The following is a 22,847-nucleotide window of genomic DNA, read 5'->3' on the forward strand; positions in this document are numbered from 1 at the left end:
CTCTCGATAATTTTCAGCGCGCCGGGGGCAGGGTGATCTGGCTGATCCGGCAGCCGTCGCGGTCGACCTCGGCGCAATCGCGGAATTGCAGGTCCTTGCTGAGGCAGATGCGCACTTCCTCGAGCTGCCGGCCCTCGCAGCTCGTCGAAATGCCGCGGCGGCTCATGCCCGGATTGGCGGCAAGAAATTTCTCCTCGATCTGGTCGGCCGACAGCGTCACGGCCGCATCGCCGCGGGACAGGTCGGCGGGCAGTTTGATCCGCGAAAAGGCGTCGCGGAGCTTGCCGAAATAATCGCGCTGGCTAAGGCCCGTGCAGCTTCCGTGCTTGCGCCACTGATGGCCGATCAGGCCCATCGACGGCATGATGTCGAACAGCGGCTCGCCGAGCGATTGCGGAACGCGGCCCGGCTCCTTCGTTTCGCAGAAATCCGGATAGCCCTTTTCGTATTGCGGCCAAAGCCCGTGGACGATGAAGCGGAAATCCTTGTCCGTGCTGCATTGCTGGTCGTTTTTATTACCGCTCTTGCCCCCGCTTTGGGAAGCGCAGAAGGTCGGCGACCAGGAAAGCGACAGGACGTAGAAATCGAACTGCCCCGCATAATCCGGGCGCCGCTCCTGGGCGGATGCCGGGGACGCAAAAAACGCGAGAAAAAGGAAAGCGATAAATCGGTTGGTCATCGGCCGGCCCCCTGCAATGCGCGGCACCATGGGCGGGAAGGCCCGCCCGGTCAAGCGTCCGAATCGAGGTCGCCGTCGGCGGTTTCGCCGGTCAGCCAGAAGGCACGCTGCGAGGCGAACCGGTCCTGCGCCAGGATGGTTTTCAAGACCGGCAGGAACGCGTGCAACTCGTCCTTCAGCGTGAACGGCGGGTTGACGATGATGAGGCCGGATCCGGAGAGCCCGGTCGTCTCGCGGTCGCTTCGAACGGTCAATTCGGCGCACAGCATCTTCGGGATTTCCAGCGCCTTCAACTCGTCATGGAAGGCCTTGAGCGGGGCGCCCTTCTTGATCGGGTACCAGAGGCAGTAGGTGCCGCCCTGGAACCGGCGCCAGCCGGTCGACAGGCCCTTCACCAGCCGCTTGTATTCGCCTTCCTCCTCGAAAGGCGGATCGACGAGTACGATGCCGCGTTTTTCCTTCGGCGGCAGATGAGCGCCGAGCGCCAGCCAGCCGTCGAGTTCTGTGGCGCGCACCTGGAAATCGCCTTCGAACAGATTGTGCAGGCGGTTGAAATCGTCCGGATGCAGTTCCATCGCCGACAGCCGGTCCTGCGGACGGAACAGCATGCGGGCAAGTTTTGGCGAGCCGGGATAGAGTTTCAGCGCGCCGCCGGGGTTCAAGTCCCTGACAGCCGTCAGATAGGGCTCCAGCAGGTCGGCGACCTTTGCCGGCAGTTCGGCTTCCATCAGCCGACCGATGCCGTCGCGCCACTCGCCGGTCTTCTGCGCCTCGTCCGACGAAAGGTCGTAGAGCCCGATCCCGGCATGGGTATCCAGCACGCGAAAAGCCTTGTCCTTGTTCTGGGCATAACGGATCAGCCGCGCCAGGACCGCGTGTTTCAGAACGTCGGCGAAATTGCCCGCGTGATAGATGTGCCGGTAGTTCATCGTTGCTGGTGTCTCGCTTGAATTAAATTGATGCGCTGCAAATCACGCTTTTTGCGGACGTCAGCTTGCAATATAGAAAAGCCATGAACGTTGCGACCCCGATCACCGCGAAAAGCACCCTCGGCCACAATTCCGTCGGACACACCGTCTGTCCGCACGACTGTCCCTCGGCCTGTGCGCTGGATATAGATCTCACCGCCGACGGCAGGATCGGCCGGGTGCGCGGTGCGGCGGACAATACCTACACGGCCGGCGTCATCTGCGCCAAGGTCGCCCGCTATACCGAACGGCTCTACCATCCCGGCCGGCTGATGCATCCGAAGCGCCGCGTTGGCCGCAAGGGCGAAGGGAACTGGCAGGAGATTTCCTGGGAGGCAGCCCTCGACGAGATCGCCGATGCCTTCGTGAAGGCTGAGGCGAAACACGGGTCCGAGGCGGTCTGGCCCTATTTCTATGCCGGCACGATGGGCCAGGTGCAGCGCGATTCGATCGAGCGGCTGCGGCACGCGAAAAAATACTCCGGCTTCTTCGGCACGATCTGCACCAACATGGCCTGGACCGGCTATGTGATGGGCACTGGCGCATTGCGTGGTCCCGACCCGCGCGAGATGGCGAAGTCCGATTGCGTGGTGATCTGGGGCACCAATGCCGTCTCGACCCAGGTCAACGTGATGACCCATGCGGTGAAGGCCCGCAAGGAACGCGGCGCAAAAATCGTCGTGATCGACATCTACGACAACCCGACGATGAAACAGGCCGACATGGCGCTGACCGTGCGCCCCGGCACGGATGCCGCGCTCGCCTGCGCCGTCATGCACGTCGCCTTCCGCGACGGTTACGCCGACCGGGCCTACATGGCGCAATATGCCGATGACCCGGCCGGCCTCGAAGACCATCTGAAGACGAAGACGCCGGAATGGGCCTCCGCCATCACCGGCCTGTCGACCGCGGAGATCGAGGCCTTCGCCAAACTCGTCGGTACGACGAAAAAGACCTTCTTCCGGCTGGGCTACGGTTTCGCCCGCCAGCGCAATGGCACGGTCGCCATGCATGCGGCTCTGTCGATTTCGACCGTGCTCGGCGCCTGGCAATACGAGGGCGGCGGCGCCTTCCACAACAACGGCGAGATTTTCCGGCTCAACAAGGCGGAACTGATGGGCACGGCCTATGCCGATCCGGATATCCGCCAGCTCGACCAGTCGCAGATCGGCCGGGTGCTGACCGGCGATGCGGAAGCCCTGCGCCGCGGCGGGCCGGTGACGGCGCTGCTGATCCAGAACACCAACCCGATGAACGTTGCGCCCGAACAGCGCCTCGTCCGCCAGGGTTTTTTGCGCGACGACCTGTTCGTGGCGGTCCATGAGCAGTTCATGACCGATACGGCGGAAGTCGCCGACATCGTGCTGCCGGCCACCATGTTCGTCGAGCATGACGACCTCTACCGCGCAGGCGGGCAGCAGCACATCCTGCTCGGGCCGAAGCTGGTCGAACCACCATCGACCGTGCGCACCAATCTCTTCGTCATCGAAGAGCTGGCCAAACGCCTCGGCGTCGATCATTTCCCCGGTTTCGGCCTCGACGAGCGCCAGCATATCGACCGCATCCTGAAAGCCAGCCATTGGGGTAGCTACGACGACCTTGCGCGCGAAAAATGGATCGACGCGCAGCCGGATTTCGAAACCGCCCATTACATCAAGGGCTTCGGTTATCCGGACGGCAAATTCCGCTTTCGTCCGGACTGGTCGAACGGGCCGTCGCCGGACAAGCCGCCGAAAAATGTCGGGCCGCTGGGACCGGTCGCCGAACTGCCGGTCTTCCCGGATCAGGTCGACGTCATCGAGGTGGCCGACGAGGCGCACCCGTTCCGGCTGGCGACCTCGCCGGCCCGCAGCTTCCTCAACTCATCCTTTACCGAGACGAAAAGCTCCTATGAGCGGGAAGGGCGGCCGGAAGTGATGATCGAGCCGACCGACGCGCAACGCCTCGGCATAATCGACGGGGATATCGTCCGGCTCGGCAACGCGCGCGGCGAAATCCGCCTGCATGCGAAGCTGGTGGCCGGCGCAAGGCCGGGCGTGCTGATCGCCGAAGGGCTGTGGCCGAACCACAAACATCTCGACGGCGAGGGCATCAACGTGCTGACCGGCGCCGATGCCGTGGCGCCCTATGGCGGCGCCGCCTTCCACGACAACAAGGTATGGCTTCGCAAGGAACTGGCATGACCGAGCGGAATGATCGGGTGAACATCGTCAGCGAAAAGACGCTGTCGGACGGCTGGACGCGGCTGTCAAACTACGAGCTCGATTACACCGATCGCGGCGGCGAGACGCACCGCCTGCACCGGGAAATCTACCATAAGTCCGAGGCCGCCTGCATTCTTCTCCACGACGCTAGGCGTGACACGGTCGTGCTGGTGAAGCAGTTTCGGCTGCCCGCGTATCTCTCCGGCAAGCCGCCCTGGATTGTCGAGGTGCCCGCCGGGCTGCTTGACGAAGACCATCCGGAGGATGCGATCCGGCGTGAAGCAATGGAGGAAACCGGCTATCGCTTGAGAGATGTGCGGTTTGTCTTCAAGGCGTTCATGTCGCCCGGGGCGATCACCGAGCTCGTGCATTTCTTCCATGCGCCGATCGACCTGTCCGACCGGATCAATGGTGGCGGCGGTCTGGCCGAGGAGCACGAGGATATCGAGGTGCTGGAACTGCCGCTCGGCGAGGCGGTGGCGATGATCGGCTCCGGCGATATCATCGACGCCAAGACGATCATGCTGCTGCAATGGGCGGTGATCAATCGGGCTTCGCTTACAAGCTGAAAGCGGGAGCGATAAAATTATCTGCCTCGCCTGTTGTTTCAGCCGCCGTTTGATTGTGACTTGACCGCGTGCCGTGCCGATTTCACATGATTGTCACGAATGGCGGCTAAGCGCTGCTTCTTGATAATCATCCTTATATGGTCAGGAGAAAGCCATGTGGCTCGGCAATTTCACCCTCGTTCTGCCGAACGAGGTGGTGAACTCAGGTTCTGTGCGGGTTGAAGATGGCATGATCGCCGAAATCCGCACTGAGCCGGTCGCAGGCGCAGTGATCGACGGCGGCGGGCGGCTGCTGATGCCGGGTTTCGTCGATCTCCACGGCGACATGATCGAGCGCGAGATCGCGCCGCGGCCGAACGCCCAGATGCCGATCGATTTCGGCATCCACGAACTCGACAAGAAGCTCGCCGCCGCCGGAGTCACCACGGCCTATGCCGCCGTTTCCTTCGCCACCGAAAGCGTCTACGGCAATGTCCGCTCGCTCGAGACGACCTCGGCCATCATCGAAGGCATCAATCGCCTGCGTGACAACCTGCTGATCGACCATCGCGTTCATGCCCGCTACGAGATCACCAATATCGGTGCCGCCCCGACGCTCGAGCGGCTGCTGAAGGCCGACGAGATCGACATGGTTTCGCTCACCGACCACACGCCGGGCCAGGGCCAGTACAACAATATCGCCGCCTATGTCGCCAGCATTTCCGAACGCCGGGCGATTTCCGAGGAAATGGCGGCCGAAATTGTTCGCAAGCGTATCGCCATGCGCGACAACCCTGAGATCGAGGTGAAGCTGAAGGAAATCGTCTCGCTCTCCTTACAACACGGCCTGTCGCTCGCCTCCCATGACGACGACAGCGTCGGGAAGGTGGCCGAGATGTTCGATCTCGGCGTTACGATCAGCGAGTTTCCGGTGACGCTGCCGGCCGCCGAAGAAGCCCGCCGCCGCGGGCTCTGGACGCTGATGGGCGCGCCGAACGCACTGCGCGGCCAGTCCATGTCCGGCAATCTGAGCGCCCAAGACGCCGCCAAGGCCGGCCTGCTGACTGTCATTGCCGCCGATTACCACCCGGCCGCTTTCGTGCCCGGCGTCTTCAAGCTTGCCGACGTTTCCGCAGGCGGCCTGCCGGCGGCCGTCGCCATGGCGACCGGCAATGCCGCCCGTTCCGCCGGACTGACCGACCGCGGCGAGATCGCCATCGGCCAGCGCGCCGACCTGGTCGTGGTGGAAAAGGGCGACGTGCACCGCATCCGCGCCACCTTCCGCGCCGGCCGCTTCGTCTACAGCGACGGCACGCTGCACCCGCTGCGGGCGCTGGCGGCGTAAAGCTAGGCCAGCAGCGGTACGCCTTCTTGTGCCGCTGCGTCGATCAACTGGCGGTCGAGCGTCGCCAGCGGCAATTTCATCTCGACAGCAAGCGCGAAATAGGCAGCGTCGTAAGCGGTTAGCTTGTGGCGTTCCGCGAGGTCGAGGATGAGATCGTCGTCCGGCGACGGGCGTGTCACGATGTTGAGCTGACGCAACAGGCCGATGCCCTCGCGGACTGCCGCGAAATCGATGCGCTTGCGTCTTCGCGCCATCATGAGGACGTTGCGCACCTCGTGCCAGAGAATATCGGGAGCGATGGCGTTCACGGTTTGCAGCTTCTCGAAGGCCGACGAGACGACTGGCGAATTTTCATCAGGCAGAACCCAGCCGCATACGACCGACGCATCGACGACGAAATCAGCCATCAGCGTCTGCCGATTGCCTTCCATTCGGCGATTTCCTCCTGCGTGATCTTCGGCATCCTCGCCCGAAAGGCGAGGATTTCCTCGATCGCCTTCTTGCGGCGCTCGGCATCACCGGTAGTGACCGGGGCAATCCTTGCCACCGGAATGTCGCCCCGTGCGAGGATGATCTCTTCGCCAGCTTCCACCTTTGCCAGCAGTTCGGCAAGATTGGTATCGCTGATATTCACCGTGATCGTCATGTCCGGGCTCCCGTGGACCGACACAATGATGACCGCAGTTGCGGTTGCGGTCAATTACGGCAGATCGGGCGAGATCAGCCTTGCTTCATCACCCGCCGAAAGGCCCTCGAAGACCGCTTTTCCGTCTTCCATCCTTACCCGACCTTCCGCCAGAAGCTTCAGCGCCAGCGGATAGAGCTTGTGCTCGACGGTCAGCACGCGGCCGGCCAGGGTTTCGGCGGTGTCGTCGGCAAGCACGGGGACGGCGCCCTGGGCCAGGATCGGGCCTTCATCCATGCCTTCGGTAACGAAATGCACGGTGCATCCGGCGACCTTCACACCGGCCTCGATGGCGCGTTCATGGGTGTGGAGACCCGGGAAGAGCGGTAGCAGGGCGGGGTGGATGTTGAGGATGCGGCCTTCGTAGCGGCTGATGAACTCGGCGGAGAAAAGCCGCATGTAGCCGGCGAGGCAGAGGATATCCGGCTTCACCTCCGCGAGTGCTGCAAGGATCGCCGCCTCGTGTTCGGGCTTGCCGGCAAAACCCTTGCGCTCGAAGACGAAGGTTTTGATGCCGCGCGCCTGCGCCTTGGCGATGCCGCCGGCAGCCGGTTTGTCGGAGAACACCGCGACGATCTCGGCGGGGAAGTCCGGCGCGGCGCAGGCATCGGCGAGCGCCAGCATGTTGGAGCCGCCGCCGGAAATGAAAACGGCGACGCGCTTTCTGCGCGCCGTTTCGGCCGCTGACGTGCTCATAGGCCGAGCGTGCCCTGGTAGATCACGCCAGCGCCACCTTCGGAACGGCTCACCATGCGGCCGAGCGGCACGACGATCTCGCCTTCGTTGGTCAGGATATCGGTGACCGCCTGGGCGTTTTCAGGGGCGACCACGACGATCATGCCGATGCCGCAGTTGAAGGTACGCAGCATTTCCTTCGGCTCGACGCCGCCGGTTTTGGCCAGCCACGAGAAGACGGGCGGTACGGGGATGCTGTCGAGATCGACTTCGGCTGCCAGATGCTTCGGCAGCACGCGCGGAATGTTTTCCGGAAAACCGCCGCCGGTAATATGGGCGAGCGCCTTCAGCGCGCCCGTCTCGCGGATCGCCTTGAGCAGCGGCTTTACGTAGATGCGGGTGGGCGTCAGCAGCGCCTCACCCAGAGTCATGCCCTCACGGAAGGGGGCGGGCGCATCCCAGCCGAGGCCGGAAAGCGTGACGATCTTGCGCACCAGCGAGAAGCCGTTGGAATGGACGCCGGAGGAGGTCAGGCCGAGGATGACGTCGCCGGCTGCGATATCGCCGACCGGCAGAAGCTGGCCGCGCTCGGCAGCACCGACCGCAAAGCCGGCCAGATCGTAGTCGCCGTCGGAATACATGCCGGGCATTTCGGCGGTCTCGCCGCCGATCAGCGCGCAGCCCGCCTCGCGGCAGCCGGCGGCGATGCCGGAAACGATCGCGGCACCCTGGTCGGGATCGAGCTTGCCGGTCGCGAAATAGTCGAGGAACAGCAGCGGCTCGGCGCCCTGGACCACCAGGTCGTTGACGCACATGGCGACGAGGTCGATGCCGACCGTGTCGTGGAAGTCGGCGTCGATGGCGATCTTCAACTTGGTGCCGACGCCGTCGTTTGCTGCAACCAGGATCGGGTCGGTGAAGCCGGCGGCCTTGAGGTCGAAGAGGCCGCCGAAGCCACCGATCTCGCCGTCGGCGCCGGGCCGGCGGGTGGAGCGCACCGCCGGCTTGATCTTCTCGACCATGAGGTTGCCCGCGTCGATATCGACGCCGGCATCGCTATAGGTGAGACCGTTCTTGCCCGCCTCGCTCATCGTTCATCTCCAATGATCGTTATAGCGGCCCGCAATTGCACGACATGGCGCCGGATGCAAGCGTTGGACGCGGTTTTGAAGGCTTTTCACAGGCCTTGCTGCACCGCTTCCAAACCCTTGACCTGGGTTGCGGGCTTCCCTATCCCTTTTTTGCCCGGGCAATTCAGAGGAAGCGGTGATGGCATATCATATCAGCGGCGCGAGCCTGAAGCGCTACGTCTTCTTCTGGGTCGGCGTTCTCATCGTCTTCGTGGTGTTTCTCTGGTTCTTCCGCTCCATTCTCCTGCCTTTCGTGGCGGGCATGGCGCTCGCCTATTTCCTCGATCCGGTGGCCGACTGGCTGGAACGGAGGGGCTTGAGCCGCCTGATGGCGACGGTGGTGATCCTCGTCTGTTTCGTGCTGGTCTTCGCGCTGTCGCTGATGCTGGTGATCCCGATCATCATCAACCAGTTCACCGAGTTCGCGGCTGCCCTGCCGGGTTATATCTCCCAGCTACAGCAGATCATATCGAGCCCGGAAAGCTCGTTCCTGCCGCACTGGATCAGCGCCCAGATCGAGACGGTCAAGCAGAATTTCTCCGAGGTGCTGAGCCAGGGCGCCGGTTTCGTCGGTTCGCTGCTGACCCAGATCTGGAATTCCGGCAAGGCGATCATCGACGTCGTGTCGCTCCTGATCGTCACGCCCGTCGTCGCCTTCTACATCCTGCTCGACTGGGACCGCATGGTTGCCAAGGTGGATAGCTGGGTGCCGCGCGACCAGGTGGCGACGGTCCGCGAGATCGCCCGCGAAATGGATGAATCGGTCGCCGGTTTCATTCGCGGCCAGGGCTCGCTCTGCCTCATTCTCGGCATCTTCTATGCGGTCGGCCTGTCGGTGGTCGGCCTCAATTTCGGGCTTCTGATCGGTTTCGTCGCCGGCATGATCAGCTTCATTCCCTATATAGGGTCGCTGATCGGCCTGGTGCTCTCGGTCGGCGTGGCGCTGGTGCAGTTCTGGCCGGATTATCCGTGGATCATGGCGGTCGCCGGCGTCTTCTTCGTCGGCCAGTTTATCGAGGGCAATATCCTGCAGCCGAAGCTGGTCGGCGAAAGCGTCGGCCTGCATCCGGTCTGGCTGATGTTCGCGCTGTTCGCCTTCGGCGCGATATTCGGCTTCGTCGGCCTGCTGATCGCCGTGCCGGCCGCCGCCGTGGTCGGCGTGCTTGTCCGTTTCGTGCTGTCGCGGTATCTTGACAGCGATATCTATTACGGCCGGGCGGCCGTTCTTCCCTGGGAAGAGGCCGAGCCGCCGCATGTGCTGGAACATGCCCGAAACGGTGCAGAGGTAACCGCCCCGAATGATCCTCACGCGCCGGATGATTCCCAGGCGAATGCCTCTCAGAAGAGCATTTGAAAGACCAATGACCGAGACGAGCGAGCGCGAGCGGCGCAGGCAAGAACAGTTGCCGCTGCAATTCACCCATGATGCGGCGAGAACCCGGGACGACCTCCTGGTTTCCGAACGGCTGGCTGCGGCGGTGGCGATCGTCGACGAATGGCCGGCCTGGCCGTCGCCCGTCGTCGTGCTGGCCGGCCCGGTCGGGTCGGGAAAGTCACACCTGGCGCATATCTGGCGCGAGAAGGCGGGTGCTGCCGACATCCATCCCGTCACCGGTTCGAATGCCGAAGCCCTTGCCGCCGCCGGTCCCGTCCTGTTCGAGGATGCCGAACGCCGCGGTTTTGACGAGACCGAACTGTTCCACGTCATCAACAGCGTGCGCGAGAACGGTCATAGCCTTTTGATGACCTCGCGCCTCTGGCCGGTTTCCTGGGGCGTCGCCCTGCCGGACCTGAAATCCCGGCTGAAGGCGGCCACCGTGGTGGAGATCGGTGAGCCTGACGAGGACCTTCTGGCCCAGGTGATCGTCAAGCTGTTCGCCGACCGCCAGCTTTATATCGACGACAAGCTGGTGGGTTACATCGTCAATCGGATGGAACGGTCGCTCGGCGCGGCGCAGACGATCGTCGAGCGCCTGGACCGGCTGGCGCTGGCGCGCGGTACACGGATCACCCGCCCGCTCGCCGCCGAAGTGCTGAATGATTTTGGGAATTCCGGAACCGGCGCCGGCTCTGACGATTGACTGTGACAGTTCGCTCGTCAAACTGTAATCAGGCCTTAGGGTCGGCATTGGCCAAGGGTCAGCATGGGATGGACGGGATGGATTCGATCACGACTGAAGCGCGCGAGCCCGGCCTGGAGGCGGCCAATACCGACCTCGACCTGATGACCAGTCCGGACCGGTTCATCAATCGTGAATTCTCCTGGCTGCAGTTCAACCGCCGCGTCCTCGAGGAAACGCTGAATACCGCCCATCCGCTTCTGGAGCGGGTCCGGTTCCTGTCGATCTCTGCGGCCAATCTCGACGAATTTTTCATGGTGCGCGTCGCCGGCCTCGAAGGCCAGGTGCGGCAGGGCATCGTCATCCGCTCACCCGACGGCAAGACGCCGGCCGAACAGCTCGACAATATCCTGCAGGAAATCGACAACCTGCAGATGGAACAGCAGGCCTCGCTCGCCGTGCTGCAGCAATATCTCGCCAAGGAAGACATCCTGATCGTCAGGCCCGCGGCGCTGTCAGCCGAGGACCGCGCCTGGCTGTCGAACTCCTTCGACGACGAGCTTTTCCCGGTCCTGACGCCGCTGTCGATCGACCCGGCGCACCCGTTCCCGTTCATCCCGAACCTCGGCTTCTCGATGGGCCTGCAGCTGCACAGCAAGCACGGCAAGGAGCCGATGACCGGCCTGTTGCGCCTGCCGACCACGCTCGACCGTTTCATCCGCCTGCCGGACCTCAACACCGCGATCCGCTACATCACGCTCGAGGATGTGGTCGGCATGTTCACCGACCGGCTCTTCCCCGGTTATGAGGTGAAGGGCGCCGGCACGTTCCGCATCATCCGAGACAGCGATATCGAAGTCGAGGAAGAGGCCGAAGACCTGGTGCGCTTCTTCGAGACGGCGCTGAAGCGTCGCCGCCGCGGCAAGGTCATCCGCATCGAGACCGATTCGGAAATGCCGGCGTCGCTCCGTCAGTTCGTGGTGCAGGAACTCGGCGTGCCGGACAACCGCGTCGCGGTTCTGCCGGGCCTTCTGGCGCTCAACACCATGTCGGAGATTACCAAGGCGCCGCGCGACGACCTGCGCTTCGAAACCCACAACGCCCGATTTCCCGAGCGGGTCCGCGAACACGCCGGCGACTGCCTCGCGGCCATCCGCGAAAAGGACATGGTGGTCCATCATCCGTACGAATCCTTTGACGTGGTTGTGCAGTTCCTTCTGCAGGCGGCGCGCGACCCGGACGTGCTCGCCATCAAGCAGACGCTCTACCGCACCTCGAACGACAGCCCGATCGTCCGGGCGCTGATCGACGCGGCCGAAATGGGCAAGTCGGTGACGGCGCTGGTCGAGCTCAAGGCCCGGTTCGACGAAGAGGCGAACATCCGCTGGGCGCGCGACCTGGAACGCGCCGGCGTGCAGGTCGTTTTCGGTTTCATCGAACTGAAGACGCATGCCAAGATGTCGATGGTCGTGCGCCGCGAGGACGGCAAGCTCAGGACCTATTGCCATCTCGGCACCGGCAACTACCACCCGATCACCGCCAAGATCTACACGGACCTGTCCTTCTTCACCTGCAACCCGAAGATCGCCCACGACATGGCGAACATCTTCAACTTCATCACCGGTTACGGCGAGCCGGCCGAGAGCATGAAGCTGGCGGTCTCGCCCTATACGCTTCGGCCGCGCATCCTGCGCCATATCGAGGAGGAGATCTGCCACGCCCAGGAAGGCAAGCCGGCGGCGATCTGGATGAAGATGAATTCGCTGGTCGATCCGGAGATCATCGACGCGCTCTATCGCGCCAGCCGCGCCGGCGTCGAGATCGATCTCGTGGTGCGCGGCATCTGCTGCCTGCGTCCGCGGGTGGCCGGTCTCTCCGACAATATCCGCGTCAAGTCGATCGTCGGACGCTTCCTGGAACACAGCCGCATCTTCTGCTTCGGCAACGGTTTCGGCCTGCCGTCCGACAAGGCGCTCGTCTATATTGGTTCGGCCGACATGATGCCGCGCAACCTCGATCGCCGCGTCGAAACGCTGGTGCCGCTCCTCAATCCGACTGTGCATGAGCAGGTGCTTTCACAGATCATGCTGGGCAACCTGATTGACAACCAGCAGAGCTACGAGATATTGGCCGACGGCACGTCGCGGCGCATGGAAGTGCGCAAGGGCGAGGAACCTTTTAACGCGCAGCACTATTTCATGACCAATCCGAGCCTCTCGGGGCGCGGTGAAGCCCTGAAGTCGAGTGCTCCGAAACTTATCGCCGGCCTCGTGTCCGGACGCAAGAAATAGGCAATATGGTACGATCAGAAGCCCAGGGGCGCCTTCCGGGGATCGCTCCTGTCTCCGTCATCGACATCGGCTCGAACTCCGTCCGCGTCGTCATCTACGAAGGCCTGTCCCGTGCGCCGACCGTCCTCTTCAACGAGAAGGTGCTGTGCGGCCTCGGCAAGGGATTGGGCTCGAACGGCCGGATGGACGACGAGGGCGTGGCGCGCGCACTGTTGTCGCTGAAGCGCTTTCGGGCGCTCTCCAGCCAGGCCCAGGCAACCGAGGTCTACGTGCTGGCGACCGCTGCCGCCCGCGAAGCGTCGAACGGGCCGGATTTCATCGCCCAGGCGGAAAAGATCCTCGGCCAGGAGGTCCAACTTCTGTCCGGCGAGGAAGAGGCGCGGTATTCGGCGCTCGGCGTCATCAGCGGGTTTCATGATCCTGACGGCATTGCCGGCGACCTCGGCGGAGGCTCGCTGGAGCTGATCGACATCAAGGGCACGGAATTCGGCAAGGGCATCACCCTGCCGCTGGGCGGCCTGCGGCTGTCGGAATCCTCCGGCAATTCGCTCTCCAAGGCGCGCACCTTCGCCCGCAAGCAGGTCAACACGGCGCGGTTCCTGGAGAACGGCGCGGGCCGCACCTTCTATGCCGTCGGCGGCACCTGGCGCAACATCGCCAAGCTGCATATGGAAATCAGCAAATATCCGCTGCACATGATGCAGGGCTACGAGCTGTCTCTCGAGGATATGCAGAAATTCCTCGACGAGGTGATCGCCGCCAAGGACAGCAAGGATCCCGCCTGGCAGGCCGTTTCAAAGAGCCGCCGTTCGCTGCTGCCCTTCGGCGCCATCGCCATGCAGGAAGTCCTTGCGGTGATGAAGCCCGCCAGGGTGAGCTTTTCGGCGCAAGGCGTCCGCGAAGGCTATCTCTATTCGCTGCTTTCCGACGAAGAGAAGGCGGGCGATCCGCTGCTGGTCGCCGCCGACCAGCTCGCCATCCTGCGCGCCCGGTCGCCCGAACACGCCCGCGAGCTCGCCGACTGGACCGGCCGCATGGTGCCGGCCTTTGGGATCGTCGAGACGGAAGAGGAAAGCCGCTATCGCCAGGCCGCCTGCCTGCTCGCCGATATCAGCTGGCGCGCGCATCCCGATTATCGCGGCCTGCAGGCGCTGAACCTGATCGCCCACTCCTCCTTTGTCGGCATCACTCACGCCGGCCGCGCCTACCTGGCGCTCGCCAACTACTACCGGTTCGAAGGCCTGCACGACGACGGCGCGACCGGGCCGCTGGCGACGATCGCCACGCCGCGCCTGCTCGACCTCGCAAAGCTGCTCGGTGGGCTGCTCCGGGTCGTCTACCTGTTCTCGGCCTCGATGCCGGGCCTCGTCCACAACCTGACCTTCCGCCCGTCCTCCGAGCCGGACCTCGACCTCGAATTCGTTGTCCCCTCAGCCTACCGCGATTTCGCCGGCGAGCGGCTGGACGGGCGTTTGCAGCAGTTGGCACGGCTGACGGGCAAACGGCTGGCGTTCAGGTTCGAGTGAGCCAAGCGGGAATAATTGGAAACACGGGCATGAGGCGGTTCGCCGCCATGCCGGATCCCTCATTGGGCTGGCGGTCTACTCCGATTGGACGACTTTCCCGATGCCGCCGTTGATTTATTTTACGGCGCGCGACGAAGGGGGAGATGGATGTCTTATTTGCGGATCTGGATCTGTGCGACGTTCGCTTTCGTCGTCTGTGCGTCTCTTATGACCCTGGGTTATTTCGACATTGAAGGAAAACTGCCGGCCCAACCGCCGTTCTATGTGGAAACCTGGGCGGGGTTGATGGCTTTCGTGACGATATCGACTGCGTTCATCAAGTGGTTGTTCAATTATCGCGAGTGAGCTTGCGGGTATCGGATGAGACGCCGACCGGTTGCTTTGTGCCAGAAGCGGTCTACTGACAATTGGGGTTGTCAGACTCCGTGGAAAGGTACGCTGCCATCATTTTCTGTCTGTCCGTTCGTTAAAGTACAGAGTTTTGGCAAGATCGGTTCTCCGGCTCGATTCGCTCGCGAAATGCGCCAGCATCTGTGATATTATCCAAAGTAGCTGCAAGATTTAAGGAGGCCTAACATGCCCACTGAGTCTACCAAACCGATCCAAGCCCCCCATAAACCAATCGACCCACTAGACTAAAAGGGCCATAGGTTGTTTGCATATGCGTGGCGAAGCCAAGCCGCTACCGCAGAAAGCCCTGGCGTTGCTCCTAGGACCAACAGGGTTGCCCTGATGCGAAGAGCATTTCGTCGTAGCACCATCAGGTTTTCATCTGCTTGTTTAGAATAGATATGTGCTTGACTAATCAGCGGAGCAACGAGGTCTCCGGTAAGTTCTTCTGTACTCCAATTTTTGACCGGTGTGCCCGCGGTCCCCATTGCTCTTGGCGATGCGGCCCACAATGCAAAAAGCAAAGCGACGAAGAACAATCCTGACGCAGTGAAAGAAGCCACGGCAAATACATCGTTCGGTGTTGTCCAATTATAAAGACTGGTAAGGCCGAAAACCAGGAGAGCCGTTGAAGCCGTAGCAGTCATGCCAGAAAGCTGCATGGCGCGACTGTCCGCCGCGATTGATATTCGCAGGGTCGCGTCAATGTATGCCTCAGACATGCGGACGGCCTCTTTCGCGTTATCTAAAGGAATTCCTGAAGCACTAGATTGAGTAACGTTACTCATGACCCTCAGACCTCCTGTGCAATCGTTGCCTTGCAACTTAACAGGGCATCACTCGTAAAAAAAGGGATTGGAGGGGCAGTTTGATTGTCGCCTGTCCGATTGGGCCCGAAAGCGCCCACTAGCGCCCGACCCCCCAAAAAAAAGAGCGCCCGGCTTCCACCGGACGCTCTTCGCTTTTGTAGCGATTGCCGCTTACTTCGCAGCCAGGAACTCACCCACTTCGAGCACGCTGAACTCGTTGTTGTCGGCCTTGTCGACGGCGCGGCCGGCCGAGAATGGCAGGTTGTTGTCGTTGCCGATGATGATGTGGGTGGCATCGATCACATCGACGTTCTCGATCGTCACGAACGGCATGTCGTAGACGCCCGCAACGCTGCCGGCCTTCTTCTTGTTGTCCGGGTCCTGGATGTTCATCAGGTCGATATAGCCGATCTTGCGGACGGCCTTGCCGACATTGGCGTCGGTCATTTCGATCTTGTAGACGCGCTTGTGCTTGGCGGGCGCGTTGAAGCAGGTCGGCTCAGGCTTCGCCGGGTCGGCGCAGGGCTTGTCGGCGGTGCCGGCGCCGTTGTCGCGTTCGATGACGAGAGCGGTCGTCGCATCGATCATGTTGAAGTCGCCGATCGCCTCGCCGCCCTTGGAGAGCGGGTAAAGCCAGGAGCGGCCGGTCCACGTCCTGGAGGCGACGTCGAATTCGATGACGCGCAGCGCGGTCAGCCCGTCCGCGTCTTCGACCTTGCCGTCTTCCTTGAAGAGCGGGCCTTCGAGCAGGCCGTAGAGCCTGGCTCCGTCCTTCGACATGGCGAGGCCTTCATAGCCGCCGGAACGCTTTAAGTTGAAGACCGGTGCCTTGGCGACCGGGTTGGCCTGCAGCTGGACAAGCGGGTTGTCGGGAGACGTGACCGGCTTACCATCGACTGTGGTGGCGATGACGTCGGTGAGGCGGCCCTGGCTATCGACCTTGATGAGGTAGGGGCCGAACTCCTCGCCGAGCCAGAAGCCGTCCGCAACCGGCTGGATCGATTCGATGTCGAAATCGGCGCCGGTGAGGTAACGGGTTTCCGAGGCTTCCGTGACGATCGGGAACGGCGCGATCTTGTTCGGGTCGGAGAGGAAGACGTTCTTGACGACTTCGGCCTTGTTGGCGGCCCAGTCGAATTTCATCTGGTGCAGGAACAGCATGGCGTCGGAGGAATTGCTCTTGCTGCCGAAGCCGTTGTCCGAGAGCGTCCAGAACGTGCCGTCAGCCATGGTCTTGATGCCGGAGAAACCCTGGACCGGCTGGCCGTCGAGCGGCAGCTTGACCTCGGTCATGCGGGCGCCGTCCTTGCCCGGCAGGGTACCGAGGGCTTCGGTGCGCTTGCGGTCGGGGGTGGTGAACTTGCCGGAGGTCTTGAGGAAGGCCGGAGCATCGGCCGGAGCCGGAACGACCGTGTTGGCCGGCAGGATCGCCTGGCCCGTGAGCTTGGCCGGAAAAACCTTGTCGTCAGCGGAAGCGGAGCCGCCGATCAGCGCGGAAAGCGCGACGGTGGTAAGCAGAAAGCGGATCATGGATCACCTGTTGGTTGGCGTGTCGAAGACGCCAACCGGTTAAGGCGGGTGCGTGACGGCGAGGTGATGGAAGGTTGACGCTTCGATGAAGCTTTGGTGACTGAAATTTTACAGGCGCATGGAGGCTTTACGCGCTCCTGCGAAGCGCCATCCAGCGCCCCGGCGTCATGCCGAAGGTCTTCTTGAAATGCCGGGTGAAATGCGCCTGGTCGGCAAAGCCCGTATCGGCCGCGATCTCCGCCAGGCTGCCGCCTTGCGACAGGAGGACCTTCGCCCGGTCGAGGCGGCGCATGACGAGATAGCGGTGCGGGCTGGTTCCGAGAAGTTTCCGGAATTGCCTGGCGGTCGTATAGCGGTCGAAGCCGCTCACCGCTTCGAGTTCTTCGGAGGAGACGACCCGCTCCGAATTTGCCTGCAGGTAATCGCGGCAGCGCAGAACCGCCTTTTGCGCGCGCGGCGTGCCCGGCGCACCGCCCTTGCCGTCCGCATGACGCCAGAGGCTTGTCGCCATGCGGCCGATCAGGTCGTCGAGCAACAGGTCCTGCGGTTCGGCTTCGAGATCGTTCAGGGCTTCGGCAAGGCACTGGCGGAATTGCGCGTCCATGATGATGGGATCCGGCACGAAGGGCAGGCCGCGCGCGCCGCCGGCCGCCTCGATCAGCCGTTCCGGCGGCAGGTAGAGCATGCGGTAGCGCAGGCCGTCATCCGTGCCGGCCGCACCGTCATGCACTTCGTCCGGATGAAGGACGATGACATTGCCGGGCAGGCTGGCGCGCGCGGCGCCGCGATACTGGAAGGTCTGGACGCCGGAAAGCGTCAGGCCCAGCGCATAGGTGTCGTGGCGGTGCGGCTCGAAACCGAGCCCATGGAAGCGGGCCTCGATCCGCTCGATGCCGCGCGAGGAGGGCGCCTGGACGATGCCATCAGGCGCGCCTCTTGCGCTGCCATCAGGCGCGCCTCTTGCGCTGCCGTCAGGCGCGTCCCTTGCGCTGCCGTCCGGCGTAGAATCTGAGTTGCCGCCAGATGTGCCTGGAGCGCTGCACGAACGTTCAAGACCCGGCGCGTCGGCTGCCGCTATCTCGTCGGTTCTTGCATGGCCTTTGGCATAACCTTCGACGGAGTTGTTCTTCATGTTCGATACCAAGATCGCGATCGTGCTTCGCGATGACCTCGCCCCCTGGCAGGAGCTCAATGTGACCGCGTTTCTGACGAGCGGCATCATCGCGCAAAATCCCGCGATCATCGGTGAACCATATCGGGATGCGGCGGGTCATGTCTACAATCCGATGAGCATCCAGCCGATCGTGGTGCTGACCGCCGACCGGGAGATGCTGCGCACCATCCACCGGCGCTCGCTGGAACGCGAAGTGACGACCTCGGCCTATATCGAGGAAATGTTCTCGACCGGCCATGACGCGGCCAACCGCGAGGTATTCGCGCAGTTTGCGCCGGAGGAGGCCAGGTTGGTGGGCATTGCGCTCAGGGCCGAGAAAAAGATCGTCGACAAGATCACCAAAGGCTCGAAAATGCATGCCTGACCGCGACGAGCATCGTCCGCGGAATGACCCAGAGCGCGGCGGTCGGCGTGGTCGAGGCCACGACATAGGTGGTGATGCTGAGGAGCAGATAGTTGATCCAGCCGGTTGATCGCGGGGATCCTAGACCCACCAGTGCCACGATCAGGTTGGCGGCGCAGATCACTCGGATGATCGGGCGGACCCAGAGCGGCGAGAAGGCTCCAAGGCCTGCCGCTTCCATGAGGAGGACGAGCAGCAGCGACAGCAGGATGACGACAGCGATCAGGACATTCGATGTCGGGTAACGCATCGGTCGCTCAGGCCTCCTGCGCCGCGAAGCTCGGGGCAAGCGATCGTCGCATACCCTTAAAGCTCCACCGCCTCGACCTTCTTGTTGACGAAGCGCAGGGCCACGCCGCCGCTGATCAGTTTGAGTGCGGTGTCACCGAAGAGGTCGCGACGCCAACCCGAGAGGGCTCCTACATTGGCCGCTTCGCCCTCGGCGGCGATCTTTTCCAGATCGTCGGAATTGGCGATGATCTTGGCGGCGACGCCCTGCTTGTCGGAGATCAGCTTCAGCAGAACCTTGAGCAGTTCGACGGCGGCGGCGGTGCCTTCCGGCACATGCACGTGTTTCGGCGCATGCGGCATCTCGGTCTTCGGCAGGGCGAGCGCCGCATTGACCGCCTCGATGATCGCGGTGCCGGAGGCGGAACGCTCCCAGCCCTTTGGAATGGTGCGAAGCCGCGACATGGCTTCCACGTCCTTCGGCTGCTGCTGGGCGATCTCGTAGATGGCATCGTCCTTCAGCACGCGCGAGCGCGGCACGTTGCGGCTGCGCGCCTCGCGCTCGCGCCAGGCGGCGACGAATTTGAGGACGGCGAGCTCGGTCGGTTTGCGCAGGCGCGACTTGAGGCGCTGCCAGGCGTCGTCCGGGTGCAGGTCGTAGGTGCCGGGCGATTCCAGCACGGCCATTTCCTCGGTCAGCCACAGGGCGCGGCCTTCGCGCTCGAGCTGGGCCTTCAGGAAGAGATAGACGTCGCGCAGATGGGTGACGTCGGCCAGCGCATATTCCAGCTGCTTGTCGGAAAGCGGCCGGCGGCTCCAGTCGGTGAAGCGCGACGACTTGTCGATATGGACGTCCTTGATGCGGCTGACGAGCTGGTCGTAGGAGACCGAGTCCCCGAAACCGCAGACCATAGCGGCGACCTGCGTGTCGAAGATCGGATGCGGCACCAGATTGCCGAGATGGTGGATGATTTCGATATCCTGGCGAGCGGCGTGAAACACCTTGGTGACGGCGGAATTGGCCATCAGCTCGAAGAAGGGTTTCAGGCTCAGCCCCTTGGCGAGCGGATCGACGAGGACTTCGACAGTCGGGCTCGCCATCTGGATGAGGCACAGCTCAGGCCAGAAGGTCGTTTCCCGCAGGAATTCGGTGTCGATGGTGATAAAGTCCGATTGGGCCAGCTGGATGCAGGCTTCTTCGAGTGCGGCGGTCGTCTGGATCATCGTTTCATTCACGTGAGGGTGATCAACCTTCCTTCTCCTTCCGGCCGCATATGTCAATACGGAACGGTGTCTAAGCGTTACTCGCGCTCATCTTTATCGGGCGGGCCGGCGAGCCTGTTGAAATAGGCAGATGTTCGAAGCAGCGAGCGGAAGCGCCAGGATCGCTCCGACGGAGGCACGGAGGGACGCGCCCGCATCCGCCTCAGGGTGAAGATCATGAAGCCGAGGAAAATGAACGAGGTGTAGGCGAAAAAGGCGCGTGGCCCGAAATACTGCAGCAGGATCGAGGCGAGCAACGGCCCGATCGTCGCGCCGACAGACCAGTAGAACAGCAGCCCGGCGGAGACCAGCGCATGCTCGCCGGGCTTGGCGTAGTCGTTGCCATGCGCCGAGCACAGCGAATAGAGCGGCATCGAGAAGGCACCGAACAGGAAGACGCTGACGATATTGGCGGTCTCGTTGGTACCTGCCCCGAAGGAGAGATAGGCGCCGGTTATGATCGAGCCGATCGTCGTCCACAGGATGACGCGGCGTCGGTCGAGCCGGTCGGAATAGAGGCCGAGCGGATATTGCAGCACCACGCCACCGATGATGCCGGCGCTCATGAACGTGGCGATCGAGGTGATGCTCATGCCGATCTCTGCCGCATAGATCGGCCCGATATTGCGGAAGGCCGCCATCGAAAGGCCGACCGAGATGACGCCGACGACCGCGAGCGGCGAGATGCGCCACACCGCCTTCAGATCGAACGTGATCGTTTCCGGCGGCGCCGGGCTCGACTTGTCGGCGATCGAGATCGGCACCAGCGACAGGATCAGCGCAATGGCGATGATGTTGAAGATGATCGGCCCTTCGATCCCGACCGTCGGGATGATGTATTGCGCCACCGTCACCGAACCGAGATCGACGAAACGGTAGACGGAGAGGGTGCGCGCCCGGTTGGCATTGGTGACCTTGGCGTTGATCCAGCTCTCGACGGTCGCAAACAGGCTGGCGACCGCGATACCAATCACGAAGCGCATCGCGAACCAGAAGATCGGGTCGATGATCATCGATAGCCCGATCGAAGCGGATGCGGTGACCGCCGCCATCGCCGAGAAGGTGCGGATATGGCCGATCTGACGGAGCAGGCGCGTCACATACATGCAGCCGAAGGCGAAGCCGATGCTGTAGCCGGCGCCGATCATGCCGATCGTCGAGGGCGAAAAACCCTCGGCCGAGCCGCGCAGCGCGATATAGGTGCCCTGCAAGCCGTTGCCGCCGATCAGGATGCCTGCGGTGACGAGGAGGGGGATCAGCGGACGGATATGGCTCATGGGCGTCGGGGGAAAAGAATCGCTGTCGAAGGTGACAAGACGGTTCTATCGCGTCGGCGACGTCCGATACAGCTCATAAACGACCTTGCCCGGCTTCTCCTGCGAGAGTTTTGTCGCCGGAGGCGGAAGCCCTGCGGACAGGGCTTCCGCCAAGGCAGTGCTAACCCTGTCGGCCAAGCCTAGGCATGACGAGGTCGGCGACTGCATAGGTATGGAACTCGAACGTGGAAACTTCGTCGAGCTGGCGGAACTTTTCGCGGAAGACCGGATCGGAGAAGAACTCGTCCACATTGCCGGCATCGCGGATGGCTTCGATATTCACCACGGTCTTGCCGTCCGCGCTTTTGGCAAGGTTGCTCCAGAGAAAGCCCTGCTTCCGTTCCGCTACGTAGTGAACGACATCCTGAATGATGCGGAAGGCCTCTTCCTGCTTGCCGGGATGGGCGTGGATCACATTGACGATGAACGTGGTCGGTTCCGGCGTTGTGGAGAAGCCGGCGGTGAGGTTCGTATCCATCTTTTAGGTCCTTTCGGTCGGGAGGCGGTCTGAGCCGCGCCGCACCTGGATACGGACGTGATGATGATAGATAAATAATCCGCTATTCATAATAGTACGGACATAAATTCTGTAATGGAGCGGTTGATGGACAAGTTGGGAACGCTCGGCATCTTCGTGCAGGCGGCGGAGGGGGGCAGTTTCGTCGTCGCCGCCCGACGGCTCGGGATATCGAGTTCCGCCGTTGGCAAGGCGGTGGCGAGGCTGGAGCAGGAGATGGGCGTGCGCCTTTTCCACCGTTCCACGCGCAGCATGACGCTGACGGAGGAGGGCAGTTATTTTCTGGATACGTGCCGGCGCATCCTGTCCGAACTGGATGCGGCGCAATCGGAGCTGTCGCGGCTGCGAGCAGTCCCCCGCGGCATGCTGCGCGTCAGCCTGCCGCTGGTCGGCATGCTCCTGATGCCGACCATCTCGGCCTTCATGCGCGCCTATCCCGAAATCACCATGGATCTGGACTTTACCGATCGTCTGGTCGATGTGATCGAGGAGGGGTTCGATGCGGTCATCCGCACCGGCGAAGTAAGGGACACGCGGTTGATGAGCCGCAAGCTCGGCTCGTTCCGCCATCGGATCGTCGCCTCACCCGGCTATGTCCAGGCCCGCGGGCGGCCTGAAGTGCCATTCGACCTTCTGAATCACCGATGCCTGCATCATCGCTATCCGAGTACCGGCAAGCTCGAGCCCTGGCCGCTTGCCGTCGAAGATGGCGATGCGCGCCTGGTCCTGCCGGTCTCCGTCACCGCCAGCACGCTTGAGCCGATCATCCATCTTGCCGAGGAAGGTTTTGGCATAGCCTGCCTCCCTCCTTTCGTCATCGGGCCACAGCTCGATGACGGTCGTCTCGTCACCCTGCTGGACGACCACATCGTCCAGACGGGAACCTTCCGGGTGCTCTGGCCCACCGGCCGCTTTCTGTCGCCAAAAATCCGTGCATTCGTGGATTTCATGGCGGATAATCTGGTTGTGGACGGCGCCGCGGCCGCGACGGTCCCGGGAGGCTCCGCTGCCAAGCCTTGACAAACGGGGCGGGCCATGCGCTTTTCCCGCCGATTTTCCATAAAGCCGGCAGGCCGTGCTTCGCACGCCGAAAGACCGCAAAACAT

23 protein-coding genes are annotated in these 22,847 nt (G+C 62.8%); 10 read left to right on the top strand and 13 right to left on the bottom strand.

What is annotated here, in order from left to right; translation table 11 throughout:
- Positions 1–13: 13 nt before the first annotated feature.
- Together ACSQ8R_RS04640 and ACSQ8R_RS04645 are read right to left on the bottom strand one after the other, a co-directional pair.
- Positions 14–679 (bottom strand): ribonuclease T2 family protein, encoded by a 666-nt coding sequence (locus ACSQ8R_RS04640; protein WP_436252306.1) that lies wholly within the window; start codon positions 677–679, stop codon positions 14–16.
- Between the two features lie 50 nt (positions 680–729).
- On the bottom strand, positions 730–1,608 hold the full coding sequence (locus ACSQ8R_RS04645; protein ID WP_436252307.1) for a 23S rRNA (adenine(2030)-N(6))-methyltransferase RlmJ: 879 nt from the start codon (positions 1,606–1,608) through the stop codon (positions 730–732).
- Between the two features lie 83 nt (positions 1,609–1,691).
- Between ACSQ8R_RS04645 and ACSQ8R_RS04650 the strand changes: the two genes are divergently transcribed.
- The 3 genes from ACSQ8R_RS04650 to ACSQ8R_RS04660 all read left to right on the top strand — a co-directional run bounded on the left by ACSQ8R_RS04650 (position 1,692) and on the right by ACSQ8R_RS04660 (position 5,744).
- On the top strand, positions 1,692–3,830 hold the full coding sequence (locus tag ACSQ8R_RS04650; RefSeq protein ID WP_436252308.1) for a molybdopterin-containing oxidoreductase family protein: 2,139 nt from the start codon (positions 1,692–1,694) through the stop codon (positions 3,828–3,830).
- Positions 3,827–4,420, top strand: a complete 594-nt coding sequence (locus ACSQ8R_RS04655; protein WP_436252309.1) for an NUDIX domain-containing protein — start codon at positions 3,827–3,829, stop codon at positions 4,418–4,420. The genes ACSQ8R_RS04650 and ACSQ8R_RS04655 overlap by 4 nt, the downstream gene beginning before the upstream one ends.
- 154 nt (positions 4,421–4,574) lie before the next feature.
- Positions 4,575–5,744, top strand: a complete 1,170-nt coding sequence (locus ACSQ8R_RS04660) for an alpha-D-ribose 1-methylphosphonate 5-triphosphate diphosphatase (protein ID WP_436252310.1) — start codon at positions 4,575–4,577, stop codon at positions 5,742–5,744.
- A gap of 2 nt (positions 5,745–5,746) precedes the next feature.
- Here ACSQ8R_RS04660 and ACSQ8R_RS04665 read toward each other — a convergent pair whose 3' ends face one another.
- The 4 genes from ACSQ8R_RS04665 to purM are packed head-to-tail and all read right to left on the bottom strand — an operon-like array spanning position 5,747 to position 8,195.
- Positions 5,747–6,175, bottom strand: coding sequence for a type II toxin-antitoxin system VapC family toxin (locus ACSQ8R_RS04665; protein WP_436252311.1), 429 nt, complete (start codon positions 6,173–6,175; stop codon positions 5,747–5,749).
- The gene (locus ACSQ8R_RS04670) at positions 6,151–6,390 is read right to left on the bottom strand and encodes a type II toxin-antitoxin system Phd/YefM family antitoxin (protein WP_436252312.1); all 240 of its coding nucleotides are present in this window, start codon (positions 6,388–6,390) and stop codon (positions 6,151–6,153) included. Before ACSQ8R_RS04670 ends, ACSQ8R_RS04665 begins: the two co-directional genes overlap by 25 nt.
- A gap of 54 nt (positions 6,391–6,444) precedes the next feature.
- A complete protein-coding gene (gene purN / locus ACSQ8R_RS04675; protein WP_436252313.1) occupies positions 6,445–7,125 on the bottom strand; it encodes a phosphoribosylglycinamide formyltransferase in 681 nt (226 codons plus the stop codon).
- Positions 7,122–8,195, bottom strand: coding sequence for a phosphoribosylformylglycinamidine cyclo-ligase (gene purM / locus ACSQ8R_RS04680; protein WP_436252314.1), 1,074 nt, complete (start codon positions 8,193–8,195; stop codon positions 7,122–7,124). Before purM ends, purN begins: the two co-directional genes overlap by 4 nt.
- A gap of 178 nt (positions 8,196–8,373) precedes the next feature.
- Between purM and ACSQ8R_RS04685 the strand changes: the two genes are divergently transcribed.
- The 5 genes from ACSQ8R_RS04685 (at position 8,374) to ACSQ8R_RS04705 (ending at position 14,456) form a co-directional block, all read left to right on the top strand.
- The gene (locus ACSQ8R_RS04685; RefSeq protein WP_436252315.1) at positions 8,374–9,588 is read left to right on the top strand and encodes an AI-2E family transporter; all 1,215 of its coding nucleotides are present in this window, start codon (positions 8,374–8,376) and stop codon (positions 9,586–9,588) included.
- 7 nt (positions 9,589–9,595) lie between these two features.
- Positions 9,596–10,315 carry a DnaA regulatory inactivator HdaA gene (hdaA, locus tag ACSQ8R_RS04690; RefSeq protein ID WP_436252316.1) on the top strand — a complete coding sequence of 240 codons (720 nt, stop codon included), beginning with the start codon at positions 9,596–9,598 and terminating at the stop codon, positions 10,313–10,315.
- A 77-nt stretch (positions 10,316–10,392) separates the two neighbouring features.
- Complete coding sequence (locus ACSQ8R_RS04695; protein WP_436252317.1) at positions 10,393–12,585, top strand: RNA degradosome polyphosphate kinase; 2,193 nt, start codon at positions 10,393–10,395, stop codon at positions 12,583–12,585.
- A gap of 5 nt (positions 12,586–12,590) precedes the next feature.
- Positions 12,591–14,111 (top strand): exopolyphosphatase, encoded by a 1,521-nt coding sequence (ppx, locus tag ACSQ8R_RS04700; protein WP_436252318.1) that lies wholly within the window; start codon positions 12,591–12,593, stop codon positions 14,109–14,111.
- An 84-nt stretch (positions 14,112–14,195) separates the two neighbouring features.
- Complete coding sequence (locus ACSQ8R_RS04705) at positions 14,196–14,456, top strand: hypothetical protein (RefSeq protein WP_436252319.1); 261 nt, start codon at positions 14,196–14,198, stop codon at positions 14,454–14,456.
- Positions 14,457–14,746: 290 nt separating this feature from the next.
- On the opposite strand, the gene ACSQ8R_RS04710 is transcribed toward ACSQ8R_RS04705, so the two are convergent.
- The 3 genes from ACSQ8R_RS04710 to ACSQ8R_RS04720 form a co-directional block, all read right to left on the bottom strand.
- On the bottom strand, positions 14,747–15,289 hold the full coding sequence (locus ACSQ8R_RS04710) for a hypothetical protein (protein WP_436252320.1): 543 nt from the start codon (positions 15,287–15,289) through the stop codon (positions 14,747–14,749).
- A gap of 192 nt (positions 15,290–15,481) precedes the next feature.
- Positions 15,482–16,840: an esterase-like activity of phytase family protein gene (locus tag ACSQ8R_RS04715; RefSeq protein ID WP_436252321.1), complete on the bottom strand. Its 1,359-nt coding sequence runs from the start codon at positions 16,838–16,840 to the stop codon at positions 15,482–15,484.
- A gap of 127 nt (positions 16,841–16,967) precedes the next feature.
- Positions 16,968–17,972: an AraC family transcriptional regulator gene (locus tag ACSQ8R_RS04720; protein WP_436252322.1), complete on the bottom strand. Its 1,005-nt coding sequence runs from the start codon at positions 17,970–17,972 to the stop codon at positions 16,968–16,970.
- Between ACSQ8R_RS04720 and ACSQ8R_RS04725 the strand changes: the two genes are divergently transcribed.
- Positions 17,971–18,378, top strand: coding sequence for a DUF2000 family protein (locus ACSQ8R_RS04725; protein ID WP_436252323.1), 408 nt, complete (start codon positions 17,971–17,973; stop codon positions 18,376–18,378). The two genes, ACSQ8R_RS04720 and ACSQ8R_RS04725, sit on opposite strands and share 2 nt — an antisense overlap.
- On the opposite strand, the gene ACSQ8R_RS04730 is transcribed toward ACSQ8R_RS04725, so the two are convergent.
- The 4 genes from ACSQ8R_RS04730 to ACSQ8R_RS04745 form a co-directional block, all read right to left on the bottom strand.
- On the bottom strand, positions 18,350–18,667 hold the full coding sequence (locus ACSQ8R_RS04730) for a hypothetical protein (RefSeq protein WP_436252324.1): 318 nt from the start codon (positions 18,665–18,667) through the stop codon (positions 18,350–18,352). The two genes, ACSQ8R_RS04725 and ACSQ8R_RS04730, sit on opposite strands and share 29 nt — an antisense overlap.
- 56 nt (positions 18,668–18,723) lie before the next feature.
- The gene (gene rnd / locus ACSQ8R_RS04735; protein WP_436252325.1) at positions 18,724–19,869 is read right to left on the bottom strand and encodes a ribonuclease D; all 1,146 of its coding nucleotides are present in this window, start codon (positions 19,867–19,869) and stop codon (positions 18,724–18,726) included.
- A 77-nt stretch (positions 19,870–19,946) separates the two neighbouring features.
- On the bottom strand, positions 19,947–21,185 hold the full coding sequence (locus tag ACSQ8R_RS04740) for an MFS transporter (RefSeq protein WP_436252326.1): 1,239 nt from the start codon (positions 21,183–21,185) through the stop codon (positions 19,947–19,949).
- Between the two features lie 160 nt (positions 21,186–21,345).
- Complete coding sequence (locus tag ACSQ8R_RS04745) at positions 21,346–21,702, bottom strand: antibiotic biosynthesis monooxygenase (RefSeq protein WP_436252327.1); 357 nt, start codon at positions 21,700–21,702, stop codon at positions 21,346–21,348.
- Positions 21,703–21,828: 126 nt separating this feature from the next.
- Between ACSQ8R_RS04745 and ACSQ8R_RS04750 the strand changes: the two genes are divergently transcribed.
- Complete coding sequence (locus tag ACSQ8R_RS04750) at positions 21,829–22,761, top strand: LysR family transcriptional regulator (protein ID WP_436252328.1); 933 nt, start codon at positions 21,829–21,831, stop codon at positions 22,759–22,761.
- Positions 22,762–22,847: the final 86 nt, after the last annotated feature.

Origin of the sequence: Neorhizobium sp. LjRoot104, assembly GCF_964253725.1 — a bacterium.
GTDB lineage: Bacteria > Pseudomonadota > Alphaproteobacteria > Rhizobiales > Rhizobiaceae > Neorhizobium.

Bases quoted from the DNA above. Each gene is read 5' to 3' on its own strand.
- ACSQ8R_RS04640 (WP_436252306.1), bottom strand. From the start codon at position 679: ATGACCAACCGATTTATCGCTTTCCTTTTTCTCGCGTTTTTTGCGTCC.
- ACSQ8R_RS04645 (WP_436252307.1), bottom strand. From the start codon at position 1,608: ATGAACTACCGGCACATCTATCACGCGGGCAATTTCGCCGACGTTCTG.
- ACSQ8R_RS04650 (WP_436252308.1), top strand. From the start codon at position 1,692: ATGAACGTTGCGACCCCGATCACCGCGAAAAGCACCCTCGGCCACAAT.
- ACSQ8R_RS04655 (WP_436252309.1), top strand. From the start codon at position 3,827: ATGACCGAGCGGAATGATCGGGTGAACATCGTCAGCGAAAAGACGCTG.
- ACSQ8R_RS04660 (WP_436252310.1), top strand. From the start codon at position 4,575: ATGTGGCTCGGCAATTTCACCCTCGTTCTGCCGAACGAGGTGGTGAAC.
- ACSQ8R_RS04665 (WP_436252311.1), bottom strand. From the start codon at position 6,175: ATGGAAGGCAATCGGCAGACGCTGATGGCTGATTTCGTCGTCGATGCG.
- ACSQ8R_RS04670 (WP_436252312.1), bottom strand. From the start codon at position 6,390: ATGACGATCACGGTGAATATCAGCGATACCAATCTTGCCGAACTGCTG.
- purN (WP_436252313.1), bottom strand. From the start codon at position 7,125: ATGAGCACGTCAGCGGCCGAAACGGCGCGCAGAAAGCGCGTCGCCGTT.
- purM (WP_436252314.1), bottom strand. From the start codon at position 8,195: ATGAGCGAGGCGGGCAAGAACGGTCTCACCTATAGCGATGCCGGCGTC.
- ACSQ8R_RS04685 (WP_436252315.1), top strand. From the start codon at position 8,374: ATGGCATATCATATCAGCGGCGCGAGCCTGAAGCGCTACGTCTTCTTC.
- hdaA (WP_436252316.1), top strand. From the start codon at position 9,596: ATGACCGAGACGAGCGAGCGCGAGCGGCGCAGGCAAGAACAGTTGCCG.
- ACSQ8R_RS04695 (WP_436252317.1), top strand. From the start codon at position 10,393: ATGGATTCGATCACGACTGAAGCGCGCGAGCCCGGCCTGGAGGCGGCC.
- ppx (WP_436252318.1), top strand. From the start codon at position 12,591: ATGGTACGATCAGAAGCCCAGGGGCGCCTTCCGGGGATCGCTCCTGTC.
- ACSQ8R_RS04710 (WP_436252320.1), bottom strand. From the start codon at position 15,289: ATGAGTAACGTTACTCAATCTAGTGCTTCAGGAATTCCTTTAGATAAC.
- ACSQ8R_RS04715 (WP_436252321.1), bottom strand. From the start codon at position 16,840: ATGATCCGCTTTCTGCTTACCACCGTCGCGCTTTCCGCGCTGATCGGC.
- ACSQ8R_RS04725 (WP_436252323.1), top strand. From the start codon at position 17,971: ATGTTCGATACCAAGATCGCGATCGTGCTTCGCGATGACCTCGCCCCC.
- ACSQ8R_RS04720 (WP_436252322.1), bottom strand. From the start codon at position 17,972: ATGAAGAACAACTCCGTCGAAGGTTATGCCAAAGGCCATGCAAGAACC.
- ACSQ8R_RS04730 (WP_436252324.1), bottom strand. From the start codon at position 18,667: ATGCGTTACCCGACATCGAATGTCCTGATCGCTGTCGTCATCCTGCTG.
- rnd (WP_436252325.1), bottom strand. From the start codon at position 19,869: ATGATCCAGACGACCGCCGCACTCGAAGAAGCCTGCATCCAGCTGGCC.
- ACSQ8R_RS04740 (WP_436252326.1), bottom strand. From the start codon at position 21,185: ATGAGCCATATCCGTCCGCTGATCCCCCTCCTCGTCACCGCAGGCATC.
- ACSQ8R_RS04745 (WP_436252327.1), bottom strand. From the start codon at position 21,702: ATGGATACGAACCTCACCGCCGGCTTCTCCACAACGCCGGAACCGACC.
- ACSQ8R_RS04750 (WP_436252328.1), top strand. From the start codon at position 21,829: ATGGACAAGTTGGGAACGCTCGGCATCTTCGTGCAGGCGGCGGAGGGG.